Annotated in this window: 20 protein-coding genes; 6 read left to right on the top strand and 14 right to left on the bottom strand. The window is 64.2% G+C overall.

What is annotated here, in order from left to right:
* Nucleotides 1-5 precede the first annotated feature (5 nt).
* From AC1D1Y_RS01540 to AC1D1Y_RS01525, 4 genes are all read right to left on the bottom strand, one after another.
* Nucleotides 6-1,109, bottom strand: a complete 1,104-nt coding sequence (locus tag AC1D1Y_RS01540; RefSeq protein WP_477680800.1) for a sugar ABC transporter substrate-binding protein — start codon at nucleotides 1,107-1,109, stop codon at nucleotides 6-8.
* Nucleotides 1,110-1,277: 168 nt separating this feature from the next.
* The gene (locus AC1D1Y_RS01535) at nucleotides 1,278-2,255 is read right to left on the bottom strand and encodes an ABC transporter substrate-binding protein (protein WP_477680799.1); all 978 of its coding nucleotides are present in this window, start codon (nucleotides 2,253-2,255) and stop codon (nucleotides 1,278-1,280) included.
* A gap of 99 nt (nucleotides 2,256-2,354) precedes the next feature.
* Complete coding sequence (locus tag AC1D1Y_RS01530; protein WP_477680798.1) at nucleotides 2,355-3,356, bottom strand: NAD-dependent epimerase/dehydratase family protein; 1,002 nt, start codon at nucleotides 3,354-3,356, stop codon at nucleotides 2,355-2,357.
* Nucleotides 3,353-4,120 carry an SDR family NAD(P)-dependent oxidoreductase gene (locus tag AC1D1Y_RS01525; protein ID WP_477680797.1) on the bottom strand — a complete coding sequence of 256 codons (768 nt, stop codon included), beginning with the start codon at nucleotides 4,118-4,120 and terminating at the stop codon, nucleotides 3,353-3,355. Before AC1D1Y_RS01525 ends, AC1D1Y_RS01530 begins: the two co-directional genes overlap by 4 nt.
* A gap of 214 nt (nucleotides 4,121-4,334) precedes the next feature.
* Here AC1D1Y_RS01525 and AC1D1Y_RS01520 point away from each other — a divergent pair, with 214 nt between their 5' ends.
* Nucleotides 4,335-5,555, top strand: a complete 1,221-nt coding sequence (locus tag AC1D1Y_RS01520) for a XylR family transcriptional regulator (RefSeq protein ID WP_477680796.1) — start codon at nucleotides 4,335-4,337, stop codon at nucleotides 5,553-5,555.
* A gap of 80 nt (nucleotides 5,556-5,635) precedes the next feature.
* On the opposite strand, the gene AC1D1Y_RS01515 is transcribed toward AC1D1Y_RS01520, so the two are convergent.
* From AC1D1Y_RS01515 to AC1D1Y_RS01495, 5 genes are read right to left on the bottom strand one after another with little or no spacing between them, the layout of a single operon-like run.
* Complete coding sequence (locus AC1D1Y_RS01515) at nucleotides 5,636-6,340, bottom strand: hypothetical protein (RefSeq protein WP_477680795.1); 705 nt, start codon at nucleotides 6,338-6,340, stop codon at nucleotides 5,636-5,638.
* Nucleotides 6,341-6,348: 8 nt separating this feature from the next.
* Nucleotides 6,349-7,626 (bottom strand): TRAP transporter large permease subunit, encoded by a 1,278-nt coding sequence (locus AC1D1Y_RS01510; protein WP_477680794.1) that lies wholly within the window; start codon nucleotides 7,624-7,626, stop codon nucleotides 6,349-6,351.
* A complete protein-coding gene (locus tag AC1D1Y_RS01505; protein WP_477680793.1) occupies nucleotides 7,623-8,195 on the bottom strand; it encodes a TRAP transporter small permease in 573 nt (190 codons plus the stop codon). The genes AC1D1Y_RS01510 and AC1D1Y_RS01505 overlap by 4 nt, the downstream gene beginning before the upstream one ends.
* Before the next feature lies 1 nt (nucleotide 8,196).
* Nucleotides 8,197-8,655, bottom strand: a complete 459-nt coding sequence (locus AC1D1Y_RS01500; protein ID WP_477680792.1) for a type II 3-dehydroquinate dehydratase — start codon at nucleotides 8,653-8,655, stop codon at nucleotides 8,197-8,199.
* Between the two features lie 5 nt (nucleotides 8,656-8,660).
* Entirely contained in the window at nucleotides 8,661-9,692 is a 1,032-nt protein-coding gene (locus tag AC1D1Y_RS01495; protein WP_477680791.1) for a TRAP transporter substrate-binding protein, read from the bottom strand.
* A 206-nt stretch (nucleotides 9,693-9,898) separates the two neighbouring features.
* Here AC1D1Y_RS01495 and AC1D1Y_RS01490 point away from each other — a divergent pair, with 206 nt between their 5' ends.
* From AC1D1Y_RS01490 to AC1D1Y_RS01475, 4 genes are read left to right on the top strand one after another with little or no spacing between them, the layout of a single operon-like run.
* A complete protein-coding gene (locus AC1D1Y_RS01490; RefSeq protein ID WP_477680790.1) occupies nucleotides 9,899-10,678 on the top strand; it encodes an IclR family transcriptional regulator in 780 nt (259 codons plus the stop codon).
* 27 nt (nucleotides 10,679-10,705) lie between these two features.
* A complete protein-coding gene (locus AC1D1Y_RS01485; protein ID WP_477680789.1) occupies nucleotides 10,706-11,059 on the top strand; it encodes a hypothetical protein in 354 nt (117 codons plus the stop codon).
* A gap of 56 nt (nucleotides 11,060-11,115) precedes the next feature.
* Complete coding sequence (locus AC1D1Y_RS01480; RefSeq protein WP_477680788.1) at nucleotides 11,116-11,652, top strand: hypothetical protein; 537 nt, start codon at nucleotides 11,116-11,118, stop codon at nucleotides 11,650-11,652.
* Nucleotides 11,639-12,358 carry a nucleotidyl transferase AbiEii/AbiGii toxin family protein gene (locus AC1D1Y_RS01475; protein ID WP_477680787.1) on the top strand — a complete coding sequence of 240 codons (720 nt, stop codon included), beginning with the start codon at nucleotides 11,639-11,641 and terminating at the stop codon, nucleotides 12,356-12,358. The genes AC1D1Y_RS01480 and AC1D1Y_RS01475 overlap by 14 nt, the downstream gene beginning before the upstream one ends.
* Here AC1D1Y_RS01475 and AC1D1Y_RS01470 read toward each other — a convergent pair.
* From AC1D1Y_RS01470 to AC1D1Y_RS01450, 5 genes are all read right to left on the bottom strand, one after another.
* Nucleotides 12,355-14,775: a glycoside hydrolase family 31 protein gene (locus tag AC1D1Y_RS01470; RefSeq protein ID WP_477680786.1), complete on the bottom strand. Its 2,421-nt coding sequence runs from the start codon at nucleotides 14,773-14,775 to the stop codon at nucleotides 12,355-12,357. The two genes, AC1D1Y_RS01475 and AC1D1Y_RS01470, sit on opposite strands and share 4 nt — an antisense overlap.
* Before the next feature lie 43 nt (nucleotides 14,776-14,818).
* On the bottom strand, nucleotides 14,819-15,820 hold the full coding sequence (locus AC1D1Y_RS01465) for an ABC transporter ATP-binding protein (RefSeq protein WP_477680785.1): 1,002 nt from the start codon (nucleotides 15,818-15,820) through the stop codon (nucleotides 14,819-14,821).
* A gap of 15 nt (nucleotides 15,821-15,835) precedes the next feature.
* Nucleotides 15,836-16,891: a carbohydrate ABC transporter permease gene (locus AC1D1Y_RS01460; RefSeq protein WP_477680784.1), complete on the bottom strand. Its 1,056-nt coding sequence runs from the start codon at nucleotides 16,889-16,891 to the stop codon at nucleotides 15,836-15,838.
* Between the two features lie 10 nt (nucleotides 16,892-16,901).
* Nucleotides 16,902-17,891 (bottom strand): carbohydrate ABC transporter permease, encoded by a 990-nt coding sequence (locus tag AC1D1Y_RS01455; RefSeq protein ID WP_477680783.1) that lies wholly within the window; start codon nucleotides 17,889-17,891, stop codon nucleotides 16,902-16,904.
* 141 nt (nucleotides 17,892-18,032) lie between these two features.
* Entirely contained in the window at nucleotides 18,033-19,322 is a 1,290-nt protein-coding gene (locus tag AC1D1Y_RS01450; protein ID WP_477680782.1) for an ABC transporter substrate-binding protein, read from the bottom strand.
* Nucleotides 19,323-19,645: 323 nt separating this feature from the next.
* On the opposite strand from AC1D1Y_RS01450, the gene AC1D1Y_RS01445 reads away from it, so the two are divergent.
* Nucleotides 19,646-20,884: a LacI family DNA-binding transcriptional regulator gene (locus AC1D1Y_RS01445; RefSeq protein ID WP_477680781.1), complete on the top strand. Its 1,239-nt coding sequence runs from the start codon at nucleotides 19,646-19,648 to the stop codon at nucleotides 20,882-20,884.
* Nucleotides 20,885-21,051: the final 167 nt, after the last annotated feature.

Raw genomic sequence — 21,051 nt, 5'->3', positions numbered from 1 at the left:
TTCCCTCAGGTGTTGCCTTCGCTCTGTTTCATGATGTCCGGCGCCGTGATGTTGATGTTGCACGGCGGGAACTCATTGGCCACATAAAAGGTGTCCGGCAGATCGGGATAGAAGTTCTTTCCCGGCTCCATCTGCTGGTATTCCACGTAGGGGATGGGCACCGAGATGTACTGGGGCAGCTTCTGTCCCTGCAGCGCGGCGATGGCCGCCTTCAGCGCCACGGCCACCAGGCCGGGCGACTGCGCGGCCGAGGCGCCCTTGAGCCCGTCCTTGTGGTGCGCGTGGACCATCTTGCGAAAGCCGTTCTCGCCCTCGGCGCCGATAGGCACGAAAGGATGTTTGGCCTCGATGAGCGCACGCACCGTGCCGTTGGAGCCGGCCTGGGTGTAGATGCCGTTGAAGCGGCCGTGCACGGCGATGGCGTCCGCCGCCACTTTCTGGGACGTGCCGTCGTCCCAGTTGCCGACCACCTCGACGATCTGGATGCCTTTGTGCTTTTCCATGATCTCGCGAAAACCCAGGTGCCGGTCGCGGTCGACCGAGTTTCCGGGCAGCCCGCGGATTTCGAGCACCTTGCCGCTGGTGACGCCGTTTTTCTCCAGCCATCGCCCCATGAGGCGGCCCATCTCGAGCTGGTCCTCGTTGACCTGGATGACCTCGTCGGTGTCCAGAACGTTGTCGAAGGGGATCAGCACCACGCCCGCGTCCTTGGCGCGCTTGATCACCGGCTTGAAGGACGTGGGCGACACCGCGATGGTGAGGATGGCGTCGAAGCCCGCGTTGATGAAGTTGTCGACGGCGCCCAGTTGCGCGGCGACGTCGGTGCCGGTGGAAACCACCTTCAGCTCCTTGATGTGGGGCTTCATCTCGGGCGTCGCCGCATAGGCCTTGAGCGACTTGATCATCTGGATGCGCCAGCTGTTTCCCGCGTAGCCGTTGGCAAGGGCGATGCGGTAGGGGCCTTTTTTGGCGGGGTACTGGATGGTCTTGGTGCTGGCGGCAAAAGGCTTGAAGCAGCCGGGCTCGTAGGTCTGCGCGCCCGCCGCTCCCGCGATACCCGCCAGTGCTGCGCCCGCGCTTGCGGCAAGGATGTCTCGTCTTGTATGCATTGCTGTCTCCTGCTCGTTTTTTGCCGGCCTGTCGGCATGCGCGCGATCGCGAAACCGCGCGGGTTGGTCGTAATGGGCCGCGGCTTCCAGGCCAGCCGCTTTCTCGTCACCCTACGAATACAAAACCGTTTCGCTGGTCCTTCACTGGTTCTTTCACTAGTACTTTCACTAGTACTTGCGGTTGGGAAACTCTTTGGCCGCGACTTCGGCCGGGAATACACCTTCGATCGTCTTGATCCAGCGTGGCAGCGGCTGGCCGGCGGCGGCCTTCGCCGACGCCTCCATCAGCTGCGGACCCAGAAGCGGATTGCACTCCACGCTCACGTTCATCTTGCCCGCCACCATGGCCTCGAACGCGCCCTTCACGGCGTCGACGCCGATGACGAGGATGTCCTTGCCGGGCTTGAGGCCCGCCTCCTCGATGGCCTGGATCGCGCCTATGGCCATGTCGTCGTTGTGCGCGTACAGCACATTGATCTTTTTGCCCTCGGCCTTCAGGAAGGCCTCCATCACTTCCTTGCCTTTGGCGCGCGTGAAGTCGCCGGTCTGGGAACGGATGACCTTGTAGCGCGAGTTCCCCTTGATGACTTCGTCGAATCCCTTCTTGCGGTCGATCGCGGGGTCGGAGCCGACCGTTCCCTGGAGCTCGACGATGTTGACGGGCCCCGTGGTGCTCTTCGTGTTGTCCAGAAGCCATTGCGCCGCCCGGCGGCCTTCCTCGACGAAGTCGGAACCGATGAAAGTGGTCCAGGTGGACGGGTCTTTCACCACCACGTTGCGGCTCTCCAGGATCACGGGAATCTTCGCGGCCTTGGCCTCCTTGAGCACGGTGTCCCAGCCTGTCGTGACGAGCGGCGCGAGAATGATGACGTCCACCTTCTGGGTGATGAAGGAGCGGATCGCCTTGATCTGGTTCTCCTGTTTCTGCTGCGCGTCGGAAAACTTCAATTCGTAGCCGGCCGCCTTGGCCGCGGCTTTGACCGAGTCGGTATTGGCGGTGCGCCATTCGCTCTCGGCGCCCGTCTGGGCAAAGCCGATCACCAGTTTCTTGCCAGCGGCCTGGGCCCGGGCAAACGGGCTCCACGCCAGCGCGAGGCCGGCGCCGGCCAGTGCTGCCGTGAAGGTGCGTCGCTTAAGAAGTCTCATGTTCTGTCTCCTGATGTTGGTTTAGTGATAGAGCGCCGGCACTCGTTTTTTCTGCTTTCCCTGCTCCTTCCGGTGCGGCAACGGGCGGAGCCGGTGTTCCTATCCCGGATACCAGACGACCCGCGGCTCCTCGGCCGAACGCTGGTAGGCCCATGCGGCCTCCACCAGCCGCGCCATGTCGTAGCGCGGGCGCCAGCCCAGGAGAAATTTCGCCTTGCTGTTGTCCAGCCAGGTCGAGTGATAGGGGGTAGGCACGGGAACCAGCGGCGTTCCGCGCGTGCGCGCCAGGTAGTCGCCCAGCGCCCCGTAATCGACGGGCTCGTCCATGCAGACGTTCATGCGCTGGTGCCTGGCCTGCGGCGCATCGAGCGCCAGCAAAAGCGCCTCCACCAGGTCGTCCACGTGCACGAAGTTGCGCTTCACCGGCTTGCCTTGCGGATCCAGCATCACCGGGACGGCCTCGGAGGCCACGTAGTCCCGCGCCCTCGCCGCCCCCACCAGCTCTTGCCAGCGGGGACCGCCGAACACGTCGTCGCCGAAGGACAAGGTATAGCGGAAATCGTCTTTTTCCATGATCCAGGGCGCGCGCAGGCAGCAGCCGTTGAGCCCATACTGGATGTGGTATTGCTCCAGCATCACTTCCTCAAGCACCTTGGACAGGGCATAACATCCCGGGTAGGCGCTGTGCGGCTGGCTCTCGGCGACGGGAACGGCATGCGGGTAATAGAAGTGGCCCACCGCGGCATCCCCACCCACCAGCAGGAACTGGCGGAATGTGCTGCTGGCGCGGCATTCTTCCAGCAGCCAGAACATGCCCTTGACAGCCACGTCCATCACATCGTCCGGCGTCTCCTTGCTGGTTGCCAGGTGCAGCACGTGCGTCGCGCCTTCCAGCGCGCGGCGAACGTCATCTTTATGCTGGATGGAGCCCTGCACCGATTCGACCCGGGGATGCGGAGGCAAGGTCCGCTTGTGGCACAGCGCGCGAAGCCGGAACCCGTCGTAGCGCGCATCGCCCAGCAGGCGGGCTATGAAGGCACGCCCGACTTTGCCGGTCGCGCCCGTCACCAGGATGAGATCGCGTGCGGCCGGAGCGTTCATGTCCAGCCACCGTCAACGACCAAATCCTGCGCGGTCATCATGCTGCTGTCATCGGAGGCGAGAAAGAGCACGGCGCGCGCGAGGTCGCCGGGCGCCAGTTCGCCGGGCAGGCACTGCGCTTTCGCCAGTTCGATCTTCGCTTGCGGCGTCACCCACAGCCGGATCTGCTTTTCGGTCATGACCCATCCCGGGACCACCGTGTTGACGCGGATGCGATGCGGACCGAAGTCGCGCGCAAGGCTTCGGGTGAGTCCCTGGGCCGCGGCCTTGCAGGTGGTGTACACAGGCATCCCGCCCGTCTTGACCATCCAGCTCACCGAGCCGAAATTGATGATGGAGCCCCCGCCCAGCGCTTTCATATCCTTGAAAACCTCCTGCGCGGCGAAAAAGTAGTGCTTGAGGTTTACCGCCACGCCGGCATCCCATGACTCGGGCGTGGTTTCTTCAATCAGGTGGCGCTGGTCATTCGCCGCGTTGTTCACCAGCACCTGGATGGGACCTATGCGCTGGCGCAGCGCGCCTATGGCGCCGCGCAGGCGGGGGATGTCCGTCACATCGCATTCCTCGAAATGCACGCCGCGCAGCCCTTCACCTTCGAGCCTGGCCAGCAAAGCCAGGGCGCCTTCCGTGTCGATGTCGACAAACCCCACCCGGGCGCCTTGCGCGGCGAAATGCTCCACGAGGGAAGCGCCTATCCCCGTGGCGCCTCCGGAGATGAGCACGCTCTTGCCGTTGAGACTCGGGTAGCGGGTTGGCTCAGTCATCGATTTCCTCGTTGGTTTCCTGGAAGCCGTTTTCCGTTTCGCGCACATGGAGGGCGCGCCTTTACGCGATGGGAGGAGTGCCCCCACCGCGACAAGCAGAGTGGCGATGCTAGCGGGTACGCCCGCGCGGCGGCTTGCGAAATTGCCGAGTGCGGCTTACGAAATTCCTTTCTGCATCGCAGCAATTGGCGCGATGTGCCAAGATCGGCCCTCCATGACAAAAAGCCCGACCCCGCGCCGGCCCGGCCGGACAAACGGCCCCGCGGTCCTGCGCGTGGCCCTGTTGTTCCACGCCAGCAAGGTCTACGACCGCGAGATTCTCATCGGCATCGGCGACTATGTGAAACAGACGCGGGTGGCCTGGGACCTGTTCCTGGAGGAGGACTTCCGCTTCCGCCTGGACGGCATCCACGAGTGGGAGGGCGACGGCATCATCGCGGACTACGACGACCCCGCCGTCGCGCGGGCGCTCACGGGCGCCCATGTCCCGGTCATCGCCATCGGCGGCTCGTACGAAGACCCCACCAGCTACCCGGGCCAGGTCCCCTACGTGGCCACGGACAACCGGTTGCTGATTGCGCGCGCGCTCGAGCACCTGGTGGAAGCCGGCATGACGCGGTTCGCCTGCTACAGCCTTCCGGAGTCCCCGCTCAACCGCTGGGCACAGGAGCGAGAGAGAGCCTTCTCGGCATGGCTGCAGCGCAACGGCGCTTCGGGCGAGATCCACCGCGGCCTGGCCACCAGCGCACCCACCTGGGGGAGCGCCACCAAGAAGCTGATCGCCTGGCTGGACAGCCTGCCCAAGCCGATCGGCATTGTCGCCGTCACCGACGCGCGCGCGCGCCAGCTGCTGCAGGCCTGCATCGTCGCCGACATCGCCGTGCCCGACGAAGTGGCGATCATCGGCATCGACAACGACACGCTGGGTCAGCACCTCACCCGCATTGAGCTCAGCTCCGTGAGCCAGGGTACGGCCGAAATGGGCCGCCGGGCGGCGCAGCTGCTGCACCAGGCGCTGAGCGGCTCGCCGGTTCGCGGCACCCGCGTGGTGGTGCCGCCGGCCGGTGTCCAGAGCCGGGCGTCGACCGCGCGCGACGTCAAGCACAGCCCGGCGGTGATGCGGGGGCTCTATTACATACGCCAGTACGCCTGCCAGGGCATCAAGACCGAGCAGGTGGCTGAGATGATGGGCATGTCGCGCTCGTCGCTGGAGATGTATTTCCGCCGCGACCTCAAGCGTTCCGTGCACGACGAGATCCTGCAGCGCAAGCTGGAGCACTGCTTCGAGCTGCTTGCCCATACCGACACCGGCATCGCGGAGATCGCGCAAGCCTCGGGCTTTCGCTCGGTGCAATACCTGAACGCCGTTTTCCGGCGCGAGGTGGGGGCTACGCCGGTGGCGTGGCGCGAGGCCAAACGTGTTGAGCCGCGCTGAAACCTCAATTCGCGCGCCGGCAGCCACATTCACCCGGTATACCCCGCCATGCGCGGCAGCCCCAGCACCTTGACGGGGACTTACGCTGCCCCGCCCTGCGCGGCAGGATGCAAGTCATGCTTCCCCAGTGAATAAGAAAGCGCGTAGATGTCATGTGCCATGGCCGCAATGGCGCCTGCAGCCCGGAGATACTGCGGCGACAGTTCGTTGGCCAGGGCGTGTTGCAGGGTCTCGGTCTCATACGACGACAGCAAGACAATCCAGTCGGCGGCGGCATCCCCGCCGCGGATTTTTTGTTCTTGCGTCATGGCTGCCTCCGGCGTTCGGGTTTGCAACAGGTGCGCCCCGACGATGGCCCCGCTTTCTGCCTCCCACGCCAACAGCTTTTCCAGCCAGGCCAGCAAAGGCCCTGCCTGGCCATCCGCAGGTGACAGGCGAATCGTCGCCATTGCCCGGCCCAGTCCGGCACCGAAACTGCTGAGCAGCTTGCACTGGCTGCGCACCATGTGCAGGTGGTGCGGCATCATCTTCGCCGACCATGGCGACGGATTATTCAGGCTCTGCAGGTATCCTGGAGAGGTGAGGGTTTCATACGATGCCAGCTCGTACATCACAAAAAAACCTGTTCCGCCGTCTATGTTGGACCAGCGTGAGCCGCGCAGAAAGCCTTCAATGCCCATACGCTCCGGAAAGTGTTCGCGGGAGTGCCACTCCTGAAACTCCTCGCGTTGCGCGGGCAGGATATCCCACCACATGGCTACCGCAGCCTTGCCTAAAAGTGCCATGTCGAACCTCAGTAGAACCAGCTTGCCGGAACCGTGACCAGTTTGGGGAACACCACCATCAGGAACATCACCGCAAACTCGGCGATCATGAACGGGATGACACCCTTGGTGACGTCGTCCATGCTGATCTTGCCGACACCCGCCACCACATTGAGCACCGTGCCCACCGGCGGCGTCACCAGCCCGATCGAGTTGTTGATGATGAACAGCACGCCGAAGTAGACCGGGTCGATGCCTGCGGCCTTGACCACGGGCATCAGCACCGGCGTCAGGATCAGGATGGTGGGCGTCATGTCCATTGCTGTGCCGACGGCCATGACCAGCACCATGATGGCGATCATCAGCAAAATCGGACTGCCCATGAAAGGCTTGAGCAGGTCCACCACCATGCCCGGCAGGTTGGCCACGGTGATCAGCCAGGCGCTGACCATGGCCGCGGCGATCAGGAACATCACGATGGCGCTGGTCTTGGCCGACGACACAAACACACCGTAGAGCTGCGCAGGCTTGAGTTCGCGATAGATAAAGATGGAAACAAAAAGGGCATAGACGGCGGCCACCACGGCTGCCTCGGTGGGCGTGAACACGCCCATGCGCAGGCCGACCAGGATGATGACCGGCAGCACCAGCGCCCAGGTGGCGTCGCGGAAGGCCGTCATGATCTCGGTGGCCGACTTGCGCGGCGGCGGCACGATTTTCTCGCTGCGCACCAGCCAGGCCCAGGTGACCCAGAGCGCGCCGCCGATCAGCAAGCCCGGCACAACGGCCGCGAAGAAGAGCTTGGAGATCGACACATTGGCTGCCACGCCGAAGATCACCAGCCCGATGCTGGGCGGGATCACCGGGCCGATCACCCCAACGGCGGCGATCAGGCCGCCGGCGCGCGCCTTCTCGTGCCCTGCCTTGACCATCATCGGCAGCAGCAAGGCGGTGAGCGCGGCGGCGTCGGCCACAGCCGAGCCCGACAGCGCCGACAGCAGGCAGCCGGCCATGATGGTCACGTAGCCCAACCCGCCCTTGACGTGGCCGACCAGCGCCAGCGCCAGGTTGACGATGCGGCGCGACAGGCCGCCGACGTTCATGATCTCGCCGGCCAGCATGAAGAAGGGCACGGCCAGTAGCGGGAAGCTGTCGGCGCCCCCCACCAGGTTTTGCGCCAGGATCTGCGCGTCGAACAGTTGCAGGTGCCACATCAGGGCGACACCGCTGGCCAGCAGCGCAAACGCGATGGGAATGCCCAGGGCCATGGCGGCCAGCAGCGAGCCGATGAAAATGAAGATGGTCATGGCCGTGCTCCCACGGAGTTGTCGGGCTGGCGCGCATCGTCCAGCACCTGCTTGAGCTGCACGGCCTCTTCCGACTCCTGCACCATGACCAGTTCATCCTCCGACAGCTGGCCGGTGATGACCTTCCACAAATCCAGCAGCAACAGGCCGCACGCCAGCACGCCGAACACGAGGCCCGAGAGGTAGACGATGGACATGGACCAGCCGGTCGTCGGCGCCGTGACGTCCCAGTTGATCTTGACCTGTTCCCAGCTGCCCATGGCCAGCAGCACCACGATGAAGATCATCAGCGCGTGGCCGATGATGAGGCAGATCTTTTTGCCGATGACCGGCAGCCGCCCCACCACCATGTCGATGCCGAGGTGGCCGTGTTCACGCAAGGCGACCAGCGCGCCGAGAAAGGTGCCCCAGATGAATAGCCAGCGCGAAAGCTCTTCGGACACCGTGATGCCCGAGTTGAAGCCGTAGCGCAGCACGAYGTTGCCGAACACCAGCACGACCATGATGGCCAGGCCGAAGGCGATGAGGAACTCGATGCCTTTGCAGGCCTTGTCGACGAACTTGTCCATGTCAGTTTTGCGCAGCAAGGGCCTGCGCTTCGCGCGCGATGTCGGTCACGACCCGAAGGCCCTGCAGGTAGGAGCGCGGGCCGAAGCCCTGGATCGTTCCTTTCACAGCCGGCGAGATGATCGAATGGTGGCGCCAGGGCTCACGTGTCGCGAGGTTCGACATGTGCACCTCGACCACCGGAAAGGGCATGGCCTTGATCGCGTCATGCAGCGGCACGCCATGCTGCGTTAAGCCAGCGGGGTTGACCAGCGCGCCCTGCGCCGTGTCGATGTGCTGATGCAGAAAATCAATCAGCGCTCCTTCGTGGTTCGACTGGAGGGTCTCAAGCGTCACGCCCAGTTCCCCGGCCAGTTGTGCCAGCATGGCGTCGATCTGCGCGAGCGTCGTGGTGCCGTAGATGTGGGGTTCGCGGCGGCCGAACAGGTTCAGGTTCGGCCCGTGGAGGACAAGTATTTTCATGGCAGTCAGAACTTCGACACCCGTTCCAGCTCGGACTTGAACAGGGCCACGACGGCCGGGTCATAAGCGGCGGAGAACTTTTCGTAGACGGGACGCACGTCGGCGCGCATCTTGGCCAGCTCGGCGGGCGGCACGTCGTTGTAGAGCATGCCCTTGGCCGTGAGTTCGCCCAGGGCCTTGGCCGAGACTTCACGGCTGACCACGCGCTGCCAGTTTTGGGCTTCGATGGCGGCGTCCTGCAGGATTTTGTGCTCGGTCGCCGAGAGCTTGTCCCAGAAGCGCTTGCTGATCTGGATCGGGTTGGTGGCATAGACGTGGTTGGTGCCGCTCACGTACTTCTGCACTTCATAGAACTTGCTCGAGGCAATCACCGCGAAGGGGTTTTCCTGGCCATCCACAGCCTTGCTTTCGAGCGCGCCGTACAGCTCGGCAAAGGGCATAGGCACCGGGTTGGCCTTGAAGGTCTTGAAGGTCTCCAGGAATACCGGGTTCGGGATCACGCGCAGCTTCAGGCCTTCCAGGTCGGCGCCCTTCATGATGGGGCGCTTGCTGTTGGTGACGTTGCGAAAGCCCAGGTCGAAAAAGCCCAGCACGATCACGCCCTTTTCAGGCAGTTTGGCGGTGAGCATCTTGCCCAGGGGGCCGTCGACCAGCGCGTCAGCCTGTTTCGCATTGGCGAAGAGGAAGGGAAAGTCGAGCAGGCCGAATTCCTTGACGATGCCGTTCAGCGACGTCGTCGAGGCCACCAGCATTTCCTGCACGCCGCCCTGCAATGCGGATTGCTGCTGCAACTCGTTGCCGAGTTGGGAAGCCGCGAATTCCTGCACCTTGATCTTGCCGCCGCTCTTGGCGGCGACGATCTCGGCGAACTTGCGCACGCCCAGGCTGGTCGGGTGGTCGGGGTTGTTCAGGTGGCCGAACTTGATGGTGCGTTCCTGGATGTCCTGGGCCATGGCGGCGGTCGAGAGGCCCAACAGGGCGGCTGCGGCCAGGGCGAGGGTGCGGCGTGTGAAACGGATAGAGGGCATCGACGTCATGGAAGCTTCCTTTTGTCTCGGATTTGAATAGGGGAAAGTGAGCAAGCGGGCAGCGCCGATACACGCGCCACCATCAGGGCAGGCTGGATCATCAATCAATGTGGAAAGTCTTTCCATAATGGAAAACCATTATCATTCCGTGATTGGCCCGGCCGCAAGGCGTGGCCAAATGGCGCCATGCCCTTGCCTCAAAACGTCATTTCTCCATGAGCACTCTTCTCGAACGAAGCTTCAAAACCCTGGAGCATCTGGCCGTGCACCCCGAGGGGCAAACCGTCTCCATGCTTGCCGCCACACTCGACATGCCGCTCAGCGCCACCCACCGGCTGCTGGCCGAGTTGTGCCGCTGCGGTTATGTGCGGCAGGTGCGCGAGCAGGGTGAATACGTGCTCACCATCAAGCTCGTCTCTCTGGGCCTGGGCTTTTTGAGCGCGTCGGGTGTGGTCGACGTGGCGCAGCCGCTGCTCGACGGCCTGGCCGAAGAATCGGGCGAGCTGGTGCGGCTTGCCGTGGTCGACGGTGACGACCTCACCTTTGTCGCCAAGGCTCAGGGCGCACGCCGCGGCCTGCGTTATGACCCCGACATGGGCCTGTCGGTGCGCCTCTCATGCAGCTCCGCCGGCCACGCCTGGCTGTCGACCATGAGCGACGAAGAAGCCATGCGCCTCGTTGCCAGGCAGGGCTTTGGCTTGCCGAAAGACTTCGGCCCCAAGGCCCCCACCACCGTCAAGGCGCTGCTGGCTTATGTGCAGGCAGCACGCAAGCGTGGCTTCAGCATGATCAACGAAGTGTTTGCACCGCAGATGACGGCGATGGCCGCACCGGTGATGTCACCCACGGGCGCGATAGGCGTGGTCACCATCGCCGGCCCGCTGGTGCGCCTGACTGAGGCGCGCATGGAGGAGTTGTCGGAAGCTTTGCTCGCCACGGCCGAAGAGATTCGCGCGGCGAGCGGTGCGTCAGCCATGTTCAAGAAGCGGGCCTGAGCAGGCGACCGCAAGCGGCTCAGCCTGATGCGCAAAACCCTGATTTCCACCATCGTCGCGTTCTTAGTCGGTTCGGCCCTGCTGGCTTTCTGGGTCAAGCTCGAACACAGGCCGGCGGAGGCCATCGCAGCGACCCACGCGTACATCGAAGGCGTGGACACTGACGCAGGCTGGAAAGACCGCTTGCGCCGCTGCGTCAAACCGACCGGGTTCACACCCTTCCAGACAAACGGCAATCGCCTTCGCCGCCTGGCCGGCAACCAAGACCCCGACCCGGCGGAAGTCAGTGTGGATTTTTTCGATTGCTCCGTTCGTTTTTACCTGCGCAAGCAGAAGTCGGGGTCCTGGCTGGTCTACAAAGTCCAGAGCCATGCGGGTTAGCGGTAGCTTCAGAAGGGAAATTGACTTTTAAGTCAATTTGTCCTACCCTCTCCCGGATGGACAAAGCCATTCACCAATCGCTATTGGAAGCCGTGCTGGCTGCCGCCAGAAAGGTTGGCATGGACCAGTCAAAACTGGCCGAGGTCGCGGGCCTGGCACCGGAGACCTTGTCCAGGTCAAAAAAAAGAAGGTCGATGGAGGTCCAGACGCTAGCGGCACTCGCGCAGGCAGCAGGCCTGGAATTGACCATCCAGCAGAAGAAACCACGGGCGCGCGTGCAGGGTCACGCAGCACATGCACTTCCGCCCCGAAAGGCGGAAGCACCCGCCAACCCGCCGCTCTCTGATCCGCGGTGGGGCTTGTCCTGGTCGAGCAAATCCCCGAAGCCGGAGGCGCTGGTGAGGAACGCACTGAAAAAAGGCAACTACGCGCCGGTCCTCCAGGCGGTGCTCGAATACGGAAGCCCTTTTGTCCAGGAGCAACTCCTGGCCCTCCGCGAGACAGGTGAACTCCAGGCATCCACCGATTCAGGCGAGGCGCTGGCAAGGATGCTGCGCAACATCGAAAAAGGCATCTCCCATGCTCAGGCCTGATACCGAACAACTCTGGGAGTACCTGAAGGAAAACCGTGCCTTGAGGGGATTTGTGCTGGTCGGAGGGACGGCACTCTCCATGCATCTCCATCACCGGATCAGCGAAGACCTGGATTTCATGATCCCGCAAACCCGGTTGCCTCGCCGGCAAATCGAGGGCTTGCGCCGGATGGCGGGCGAAGCCGGCTTTCCTTTTGTGCCGAATGACAGCATTGACGGCGTCAGGGAGTTTGAAGACACGGGCATGGACTATTGGGACTACATGCAGGACTACATCGTGGCGGGCACGGTCAAACTGACATTGGTCGCCCCCGACCCCGAGGTCTCGGCCCTCCTGTTGCCGGGCCTGGACGACAGGCCGAGGCTGGCAACGCTGCACGAGATTTTTAAACTCAAATGCATAGCGTGCGCCAACCGGACCAAGTCCCGTGACTGGCTGGACATGTACGTTCTGCTCACCGGAAATTACTTCACGCCTGCCGACTTCTACGCTGCTTTTGAAGAAGCCGGTGTTCCGATGAAGTTCGACATTGCCATGCAGAGAATGTGCAAGGATTCGATCCCTGAATCGGATGAGGGATACGACACCTTGTTGCCGGATCCGCCCACCATCGCCCAGATGCAGGAATATTTCGTTGCGCTCAGAGAGCGTATTGAAGAAGACGTCGCTTTACAAAAAGCTTCGGCACTGCGGCCGCAGGGCTAGAGCTTCACGGTCAGCCGCCTCCAGGCACCTGCCTCTTCCAGCCGGTCTTGCACCAACGTTGCGCCAGCAAGACTCAGCGTTCGCCGCTCGGCCGCCGGCACCAGCAGGATGAGACTGTCTTGCACAGGCGGCTGCGCGCCCTCGCGGGAAACCGCGATGTGCAGAGCCTGCGCGGTGGACTCGACGCGCAGGCGCCACTGCCCATAAGCGCCGTTGCGCCAGGCCTGGCTATGGCCGTCGTCTTCAAAACAGGTCGCCTCGAAACTGCCGTCGCCCTTGAAGGGAAACAGCTGGAAGCCGCGCACATCTTCGACCTTTGCGAAATGGATCTCACCGACGTTCAGCGGGATGGCGCAGCCTTCGCGTGCCAGCAGCGGAGGCGCGCCGTCCAGCGGCGCCTCCAGCGTCACCGATCGGCCGGCGTCGAAGTGCCGTGCCGTGTGCACTTCGTACCAGCCCCCGGTGCCGGGCAGCCACACGGGGCGCTGCGTCTGGCCGGGCTCGACCACCGAGGCCACCAGCAGGTTGGCGCCCAGCAGCATGTCGTCGTTTTCTTCCAGGCAGTGCGCGTCTTCGGGGAAGTCGTGCCAGGTCGGCCGGATGATGGGTTCGAACGCGCTGTGGTAACGCCACACCAGGTCGTAGAGGTAAGGCATGAGGCGGTAGCGCAGGCGGATCAAATCGCGCATCTGGGGCGTCACCTCGGGGTACATCCAGGGTTCGTTGACGGTTTTGTCGTCGTTCCATGAATGGATACTGAAACGCGGCAGGAAGATGCCGTGCTGCACCCAGCGCAGCAGCAGCTCAGGCCCCGGCGCGGGGCCTGAGAAACCGCCGATGTCGTGCCCGGTGTTGGATACGCCGGACATCGCCAGGCCCAGGCCCATGCGGATGTTGTAGCGCAGTGTTTCCCAGGCCGTGTAGTTGTCGCCCGACCAGGTCTGCACATAACGCTGCATGCCGGCGGCGCCTGAGCGCGACACCAGGTAGGGCCGCTCCGCGGGCGCGAACTCGGACTGCGCGGCGTGCGAGGCCTGCATCATCAGCAGGGTCTGCAAGGGGCGCACCTCGCGCGCGGGACGCGGCGCGCCGAAGCCGTGGGCCAGCGCCTTGTCGCTCCAGATCTCGTATTCGTTGTTGTCGTTCCAGGTGGCGGGGATGCCGTATTCGAGCAACTGCTCCGTGACCTGCTTTTTCCACCACGCGATGGTGGCGGGGTTGGTGAAGTCGAGGTAGGCGCCGGTGCCGTCCCAGAACTGGATGGCGGTGGGCCGGCCGTCCGGGTCCTGCACCAGCAGGCCGGCCTGCCTGGCCTCTTCAAAGCGCGGGTGGTTGCCGAGCAGCGCGGGTTTGATGTTGGGCACCAGACGCACGCTGCGGTCCAGGTAGCTTTTCACAAAGGCCGCGGGGTCGGGAAATTTCTCGCGGTTCCAGTTGAAGACGTAGCGGCCGGGGCCGATGGAGGTATAGCCCGAGGACAGGTGGAAGGAATCGCAGGGAATGTCGTGTTCCTCGCAGCGCTCAAGGAACTCGCCCATGCATTCCTGCGCATTCGGCGCGTCGGTGTAGCTCATGGTCGAGCCCGAATAGCCCAGCGCGTAGCGCGGCGGGAAGATGGGCCGGCCGGTAAGCCAGGTGTAGCGGCGCGTGATGGCGGCCGGGCTGTCACCGGCGATGTAGTACAGGTCGAGGTCGCCGTGGTCGGCCACGAAGTAGCGGTAGTGGCCGTGGTAGTTGTCCATCTCGCGGCCCATGTCGAAGCTGCAGTCGGACAGGGTGTCGTAGAACAGGCCAWAGCACARGCCAGCATCTGTTTCGCCACCCTTGCGCGTGATGTAGAACGGGATGTGTTTGTACAGCGGGTCGGTGCTGCGCGCGCTGTAGCCCATGGGGTCGAGGTTGCACATGCGGTAGCGCTGGCCGGCGCGGTTGGCGTCGCCGGCACGCTCACCCAGGCCGAAGTAAGCCTCGCCGCGATCGCGCTGCAGGTAGTGGTAGACCTTTTCGTCCCACCAGCCGAAGTTGTAGCTTTGGGTAGCCCGGTCGGCGGCGCTGGCCTGCCAGCGGCCCTGGTGCCGGCTTTCCCAGCGGCAGAAAAAACCTTTGAGCGCGACGGTCAGCCGCACGGCGCCGGTGCTGACCTGCAGTTGTGTGCCCTCTTCCTTGAGCTCGAACGCAGGCAGCGAAAAGCCGCTCACGTCAAAACGGTCGCGGCCTTCGACAGGCAGGTTTTCCAGGCCGGGCGCCACCGTCCAGCTGCGCGGCATCTGCAGCCGGCCCTGCGGCAGCACCAGCACGCGGACGATGTCTTCTTCGAGCACCCAGATGTGGGCCACGGCGCCGCCGTCACTGGCCAGCACAAGGTGGTTGTCGTTGCGGGATTGCAGGGCGAATACGGGGGGATGGTCCAGGCGCATGGGTGAGGAGTCGAAAAGGAATGGGGTCAGCCGGGCACGGCGCTCAAAGGCGCAGGCCGTTGGCGTCGAAATAATGCAGCTGCTCCGCGGGAGCGCTCACGCTGACGGTGTCGCCGCGCTTGATCGTGGTCTGGCCGTTCAGGATCAGTTCAAAAGGCGCGTCGGGCACCACCCTGCCGTGCAGGATGCTGGTACTGCCGAGCTGCTCGACCTGGGTTACCGCCAGTTGCAGCGGGCCGTCGCCCGACAGCTGCGCGTGCTCGGGCCGTAGGCCCACGGTCTGGGCGCCGGGTTTGGCGCCGGGCATCTGTGCCGCCGGCACGAAGTTCATGCGCGGGCTGCCGATGAAGCCGGCCACRAACTGGTTGCAGGGCYKGTTGTACAGCTCCAGCGGCGAGCCGACCTGCTCGATRCGGCCRGCGCGCAGCACCACGATCTTGTCGGCCATGGTCATGGCYTCKACCTGGTCGTGGGTGACGTARATCATGGTCGCGCCCAGGCGGGCGTGCAGGTCGCGGATCTCGGCGCGCATGGAGACGCGCAGCTCGGCGTCGAGGTTGGACAGCGGCTCGTCGAACAGGAAGAGCTTGGGTTCGCGCACGATGGAGCGGCCTATGGCCACGCGCTGGCGCTGGCCGCCGGAGAGCTGGGTCGGCTTGCGCTGCAACAGCGGCGTGAGCTGCAGCAGGGCCGCGGCGGCGTTGACCTTGCTTTCGATGACCGGCCTGGCCACGCCCAGGTTCTCCAGGCCGAAAGCCATGTTGTCGTAGACGCTCATGTGTGGGTACAGCGCATAGGACTGGAACACCATGGAGCAGCCGCGGTGCGCGGCGCTGACCTCATTGACGCGCTGGCCGTCTATGCGGATGTCGCCGCTGCTGGCGGGCTCCAGCCCCGAGATGATGCGCAGCAGCGTGGATTTTCCGCAGCCCGAGGGGCCGACGAAGACGACGAATTCACCGTCGGAAACGGTCAGGTCCACACCATGGATGATGGTGGCTTTGTCGAAAGTTTTGACGACGCTGGCGAGTTCAAGAGTGGCCACGGGAGAGTCCTTGGTTTATTTGACGCCGGCGCTGGCAATACCGGTCGCGATGTATTTCTGCAGGAAGGCGAAGACCAGGGTGATCGGAATCAGGGTGATCACGGTCATCGCCAGCAGGTAGTGCCATTGCGTGTTGAGTTCTCCCTGGAAGGCATTGAGCGCCAGCTGCAGGGTGAAGTGCTCCGACTTGGACAGCACGATCAGCGGCCAGAGGAAATCGTTCCAGCGCCACATGAACGAGAAGATGGCCAGCACCGCCATGGCCGGCGCGGCCAGCGGCAGGATGATCTTCCAGTAGATGCGCCACTCGCTGGCGTTGTCCATGCGCGCGGCCTCCAGCAGTTCGTCGGGAATGGTCAGCATGTACTGGCGCAGCAGGAACACGCCCGTCGGCGTGGCCACCGCGGGCAGGATCACGCCCCAGAGGTTGTTCAAGAGATTCAGTTCAGAGATCACCAGGAAGGCCGGCACCAGGATGATGGTGGGCGGGATCATCAGCGTGGCGATGATCAGCACGAACACCGTCTTTTGCCCGGTGAACTGGTACTTGGACAGCGCGAAGGCCGCCATCGAGTTGAACAGCAACGTGAGGATGGTGGCCACCACGGTGATGAACACGCTGTTCCACAGGTAGGTGCCGAAGGCGAACTTGCCGAACAGCTCGGTGTAGTTGCCGCCGGCGAACTTGAGTTCATTCACCGGCTTGCGGTCGTTGATGTTGACGCGTATCTCGGTCTGCGGCGCGGCGGGGTCGACCATGGTGGCGACCAGGCCGATGCGGCGCACCTGGGCCAGTTCGCGGATGTTGCCCTGCTCGTCCTTGGCACGGAACAGCGGCAGGGGCTTGTCGTAGCCGGCCACCACCGCTTCCTTCTGGCTGTAGGGCAGGAAGGTCGGCGGGAACTGGCTGAGCGCGCTTTCCGTCTTGAAGGACGACATCACGAGCCACAGCACCGGCCCGAACATCACGATGAGGCCGGCCAGCAGGTAGGCGTAAGAGACCCAGTCGGTCCAATGCAGGCGGGTGCCGCCGTGCTTGTGACCCTGGGTACGGGTAAAGAAATTGGCCATCGCTTTTTCCTTACTTTTTGATTTTTTCGGCCTCGCCGGCTTTGGACAGCCGCAGTTGCGCGAGCGTCAGGGCCATCAGCCCGGCGGCCAGGATCAGCGAGGCCGCGGCGGCCAGGCCGTAGAGGTGGATCTGCTCGGCGAAACCGGTCTGGTAGATGTACTGCACGATGAAGGTGGTGGCCGAGCCCGGCCCGCCGCCGGTGAGCACAAACACCTCGTCAAAGCTCTGCACCGCGCGGATCATCACCAGCACCAGCACCACGATCAGGTTGGGCATGAGCAGCGGCAGCGTGATGCGCCTGAGCACGCGCCACGGCGGCGCGGCATCCATCTCGGCGGCTTCGTAGACGTCCTTGGGAATGGCCTGCAGGCCGGCCAGCAGGATCAGCGTGTAAAAGCCCATGTGAGCCCAGATCGACACCACCACCACCCAGAAAAAAGCCCAATGCCGGTCCAGCAGCCAGTCCATCGGCGAGGCGCCCATGGACACCAGCGCGGCATTGAACACCCCCTGGCTTTGCAGCAGCCATTTCCAGATCAGCGCCACCACCACCGGCGACAGCAGCACCGGGTAGAAGAACACGCCGCGCCAGAAACCGCGGCCGATGATCTTGCGGTTCAGCACCAGGGCCGTGACCAGCGAGAAGAACACCATCAAGGCCACCTGGATCAGGCTGAACTTCACCGTGTTGGCGATAGAGCGCCAGAAGATGTCGGTGCGGCAGGTCTGCAGGTCGGTGTAGTCGCGGCATTCAAGCAGGATGGMGAAGTTCTCCAGCCCCGTGAACGGCCGCTGCGTGGGCAGCAGGTTCACCCCGCCGGTCACCGCATACACCAGGTTCACCACGATGGGCAAAAAGGTGAAGAGGCTGATCACCACCAGGTTGGGCCCGACAAAGAGCCAGCCTATGCGCGAGGCGCCCAGCCATTTCTGGCCCAGCCGGAAGACCGGCTCGAACAGGTTGAACAAAAAGCCCAGGAAGGCCGAAAAAACCGACATACCGACTCCGATCTACTGTCAAAACACCGCCTGCGCCCCAGTCTTACACCAGGGACAGCGCGGAACTGGCTTTGCCAGGCCGCAGATGTCGCCCCCTGCAAGGGGGGAGGCGCGCACGCAGTGCGCGCCACGGGGGTGTGCCTACTTCTCGGCTTGTTTTACTGCCTCGGCCATGTCGGTGCCGATCTTGGTCACGGCCTCGTCCACGCTGATTTCCCCCACGATGGCCTGGGTGACCCGGGTCACGGTCGGCAGCATCAGGGCGCGGTTGTACTTGTAGCCTTGCAACGCGTAGGCCGGCGGCGCGATAGTGGAGGTGCCGCTGGTGAACACGCCCAGCGCGGCGCGCGCCGCCGGGCCGGCGCTCGGGTAGTCCACGCCTTTTTTGGCCACGCCGGCATGGGCCGGGATGTTGTTGGTGCGGGACGCGAATTCGGCGACGTTGGCCTCCTGCGCCATGAAGTCCAGGAAGCGGCCCACTTCCTTCGGGGACTTGGTGGTTTTCAGCGCCACCCAGGCCGCGCCGCCGGGCATGCCCGAGCAGGCGGCAGGGCCGCAAGGATTCGGCACGGCGACCCAGTCGAAGGCGTTGCCGATCTCTTTTTGCATGCGGTTGATCTGCCAGGAGCCCGACAGGATCATCACCACACGGCCGTTCTTGAACTCGCCCACCGCATCGGCATAGCTGGAGCCGCCCGAGCCGCCCCAGACGTCTTTCAGCATGGTGCCGTCCTTGTGCCAGGCGACGAACTTGCCCACGGCGGCCTTGTAGCCGGCGTCAACCGTGAGATTTCCCTTGGCGTCGAAAATCTTCGCGCCGTAGCTGACGGCAGGACCCGCGAAGCGGTGGCCCGAACGGTCCCAGGCCATGGCTGCCGGGGTCTGCGTGGCCTTGGCCACCTTGCGCGCCGCGTCGGCCCACTCTTCCCAGGTGGCCTTGGGGCCTGGCATGGGCACCTTGGCCTGCTCGAACAAGGTCTTGTTGACGAAGGGGCCGGTCATGGTCATCTGCGACAGGAAACCGTAAATGCCCTTGTCGCCCGCCTTGTTGCGCATCCAGGGCAAGGTGCTGCCGAAGTTGTCTTCCCAGTACTTGCGGTCCTTCACATGGGCGCTGATGTCGATGTAGTTCTTCGACAGGCCGCCGATTTCGGCGACACGCGCGATGTCGGGGCCCTGGCCGGCCGCGAGCTGGACCGGCAGCTGCTCGACCACCGTCTTGTAGGGCACCACGTCCAGGATCACCTTGGCGCCGGCGTTCTGGGCTTCGTAACGCTTGATGAGGTCGGCCGTGACATCGCACTCATTGCCGTCCTGGTAACACATGACCCGGATGTCGGCGAAGGCGCTGGTGGCCAGCGTGGCGACGGCGGCGCCCAGGAGGCCGGCGCGCGTGGCGTGCCTGGCGAGGGAACGAAGCTGGAAGTTCATGGTTGTCTCTTTCTGGAAAAAAGGAAGGTGGGGCCGATCGGTCGTCGGCTTCATGAATGCGCGTCGGCGGCCGGCGCAAGGGAAGCCCAGCCCCATGGCCGGGACGGGTGGCCGCGGCGCTGTAGATCGCCGCGATCAACTCGAGCGAGCGGCAAACGTCCCGCAGTGTCCCGCGGAGACGGATCGAGCAGGAGCATCGGCAGGGGCTTGCCGTCGCTGTGCGTGCTGCTGGAGGTGAAAACCATGTCGTCCTGTGCCGTTGTGTTGCGATCGTTGGCGGTTTTGGCTATTATGGCAAACGTTTGCCAATGCTTGGCAATCGTTTGCCATACTTGTCAGTCGCGGCTTTCTCGGTTATATGTTGTTTTGGCACGCACCGATCCGCCGTCGCCCCTTGTTTTCCCAAAATACGACCCATCGATGCTTCGCTTTCCACTCGCCGGACTCCCGCCTGGCCCTCCGCACTACCGGCCTTCGCGCCAACCCGACATTCGCTGCGGCGTCCAGACCCGGCAGGCCTGCCGCCAGCACCGATGACCGACGACACCCCGCGCAGGCGCAAGGGCGTCGGCCCGGTTTCGCTGAGCGAAGTCGCCGTGCAGGCCGGCGTCTCAATCTCCACCGTCTCGCGCATCGTGAACGGCGAGACCCGGCGGGCTTCGCCGGAAACGCTGGCGCGCGTGCGCGAGGCGATCAAGACCGTGGGCTACCACCCGAACCAGCTGGGGCGCGCGCTACGCAACCGCGAGAGCCGCCTGGTCGCGATGCTGGCCGCCAACCTCGACAACCCGGTGATGGCCACGCTGGCCGCCTCCACCGAGGCCGCGCTGCGCGAGGCCGGCTACACGATGATCCTGTGCGACACGCATGACCGGCCGGAGCTGCAGGACGACTACCTCAACGCCATGCGTTCGCAGGTCGTGCAGGGCTACGTGATGGTCGCGGCTCAGCCCAGTGCCGGCCTGCGCGACTTCGTGGAGCGCGGTGCGCCTATGGTCTTCGTGAGCCGGCGCAGCCCGTTCGGCACATGTTCCTTCGTAGGGCCGGACAACCTGGCGGCCGGCGCCGCCGCCGCAGACTACCTGCTCGACCGCGGCATCGACGCGCCGGCCGTGGTATTTCCGTCGCGCGGATCGTCCACGACCCGGGAACGCGTGCAGGGCTTCTGCGAGCGGGCCGGTGCCAGAGGCTTGTCAGCCGACCGGATCCGCCGGGTGGAGGCCCCGGGCATCTCGCACCTGGAAATCGGCTACGCCGCTGGGGCCCAGTTCGCGGCGCCCGGTGCCTGGCCGCGTGGCGCGATGTGCATCAGCGACCAGGTCGCCTATGGGCTGCACCGCGTGGCCCGCGAGAGCGGGATCCGGGTGCCCGGCGATTGTGAACTGGTCGGCATCGACGGCAACCCGATCAATGCCTGGCTCGCCCCGTGGCTCACCTCGGTCGAAATTCCGCATCAGGATTTCGGGCCGGTCATCGTGGACCTGATGCTGAGCCTGTGGGGCGGCGAAGCGCCACGCGAACGCCTCATGCCGCACCGCATGGCGGCGGCACTCGAGACCTGAAACCGGCCAGGCCTGCGCGCCTTCAGGAAAGCTTGCTTTCTATCCCACGGCTTGAACCGGTTCTGGGGTGCAGGCACGGCATCGCCGGAAGCTTGCTCCTTCTTCGCCGGGTGTTGCGGAGTTGCCCATGCACTCTTTTTTCGTCTTGCCATTCCCATTAATGACAG

It is taken from the genome of Polaromonas sp. P1_G1, assembly GCF_056405595.1.
The sequence above is the reverse complement of the archived record's forward strand: the minus strand, read 5'-3'. Positions and strand labels throughout refer to the sequence as shown.

Excerpts from the sequence above, each read along its gene's own strand:
- AC1D1Y_RS01530 (WP_477680798.1), bottom strand. The coding sequence starts at position 3,356 with ATGAACGCTCCGGCCGCACGCGATCTCATCCTGGTGACGGGCGCGACC.
- AC1D1Y_RS01490 (WP_477680790.1), top strand. The coding sequence starts at position 9,899 with ATGAGCACTCTTCTCGAACGAAGCTTCAAAACCCTGGAGCATCTGGCC.
- AC1D1Y_RS01510 (WP_477680794.1), bottom strand. The coding sequence starts at position 7,626 with ATGACCATCTTCATTTTCATCGGCTCGCTGCTGGCCGCCATGGCCCTG.
- AC1D1Y_RS01540 (WP_477680800.1), bottom strand. The coding sequence starts at position 1,109 with ATGCATACAAGACGAGACATCCTTGCCGCAAGCGCGGGCGCAGCACTG.
- AC1D1Y_RS01525 (WP_477680797.1), bottom strand. The coding sequence starts at position 4,120 with ATGACTGAGCCAACCCGCTACCCGAGTCTCAACGGCAAGAGCGTGCTC.
- AC1D1Y_RS01500 (WP_477680792.1), bottom strand. The coding sequence starts at position 8,655 with ATGAAAATACTTGTCCTCCACGGGCCGAACCTGAACCTGTTCGGCCGC.
- AC1D1Y_RS01475 (WP_477680787.1), top strand. The coding sequence starts at position 11,639 with ATGCTCAGGCCTGATACCGAACAACTCTGGGAGTACCTGAAGGAAAAC.
- AC1D1Y_RS01450 (WP_477680782.1), bottom strand. The coding sequence starts at position 19,322 with ATGAACTTCCAGCTTCGTTCCCTCGCCAGGCACGCCACGCGCGCCGGC.
- AC1D1Y_RS01495 (WP_477680791.1), bottom strand. The coding sequence starts at position 9,692 with ATGACGTCGATGCCCTCTATCCGTTTCACACGCCGCACCCTCGCCCTG.
- AC1D1Y_RS01485 (WP_477680789.1), top strand. The coding sequence starts at position 10,706 with ATGCGCAAAACCCTGATTTCCACCATCGTCGCGTTCTTAGTCGGTTCG.
- AC1D1Y_RS01535 (WP_477680799.1), bottom strand. The coding sequence starts at position 2,255 with ATGAGACTTCTTAAGCGACGCACCTTCACGGCAGCACTGGCCGGCGCC.
- AC1D1Y_RS01460 (WP_477680784.1), bottom strand. The coding sequence starts at position 16,891 with ATGGCCAATTTCTTTACCCGTACCCAGGGTCACAAGCACGGCGGCACC.
- AC1D1Y_RS01480 (WP_477680788.1), top strand. The coding sequence starts at position 11,116 with ATGGACAAAGCCATTCACCAATCGCTATTGGAAGCCGTGCTGGCTGCC.
- AC1D1Y_RS01515 (WP_477680795.1), bottom strand. The coding sequence starts at position 6,340 with ATGGCACTTTTAGGCAAGGCTGCGGTAGCCATGTGGTGGGATATCCTG.
- AC1D1Y_RS01520 (WP_477680796.1), top strand. The coding sequence starts at position 4,335 with ATGACAAAAAGCCCGACCCCGCGCCGGCCCGGCCGGACAAACGGCCCC.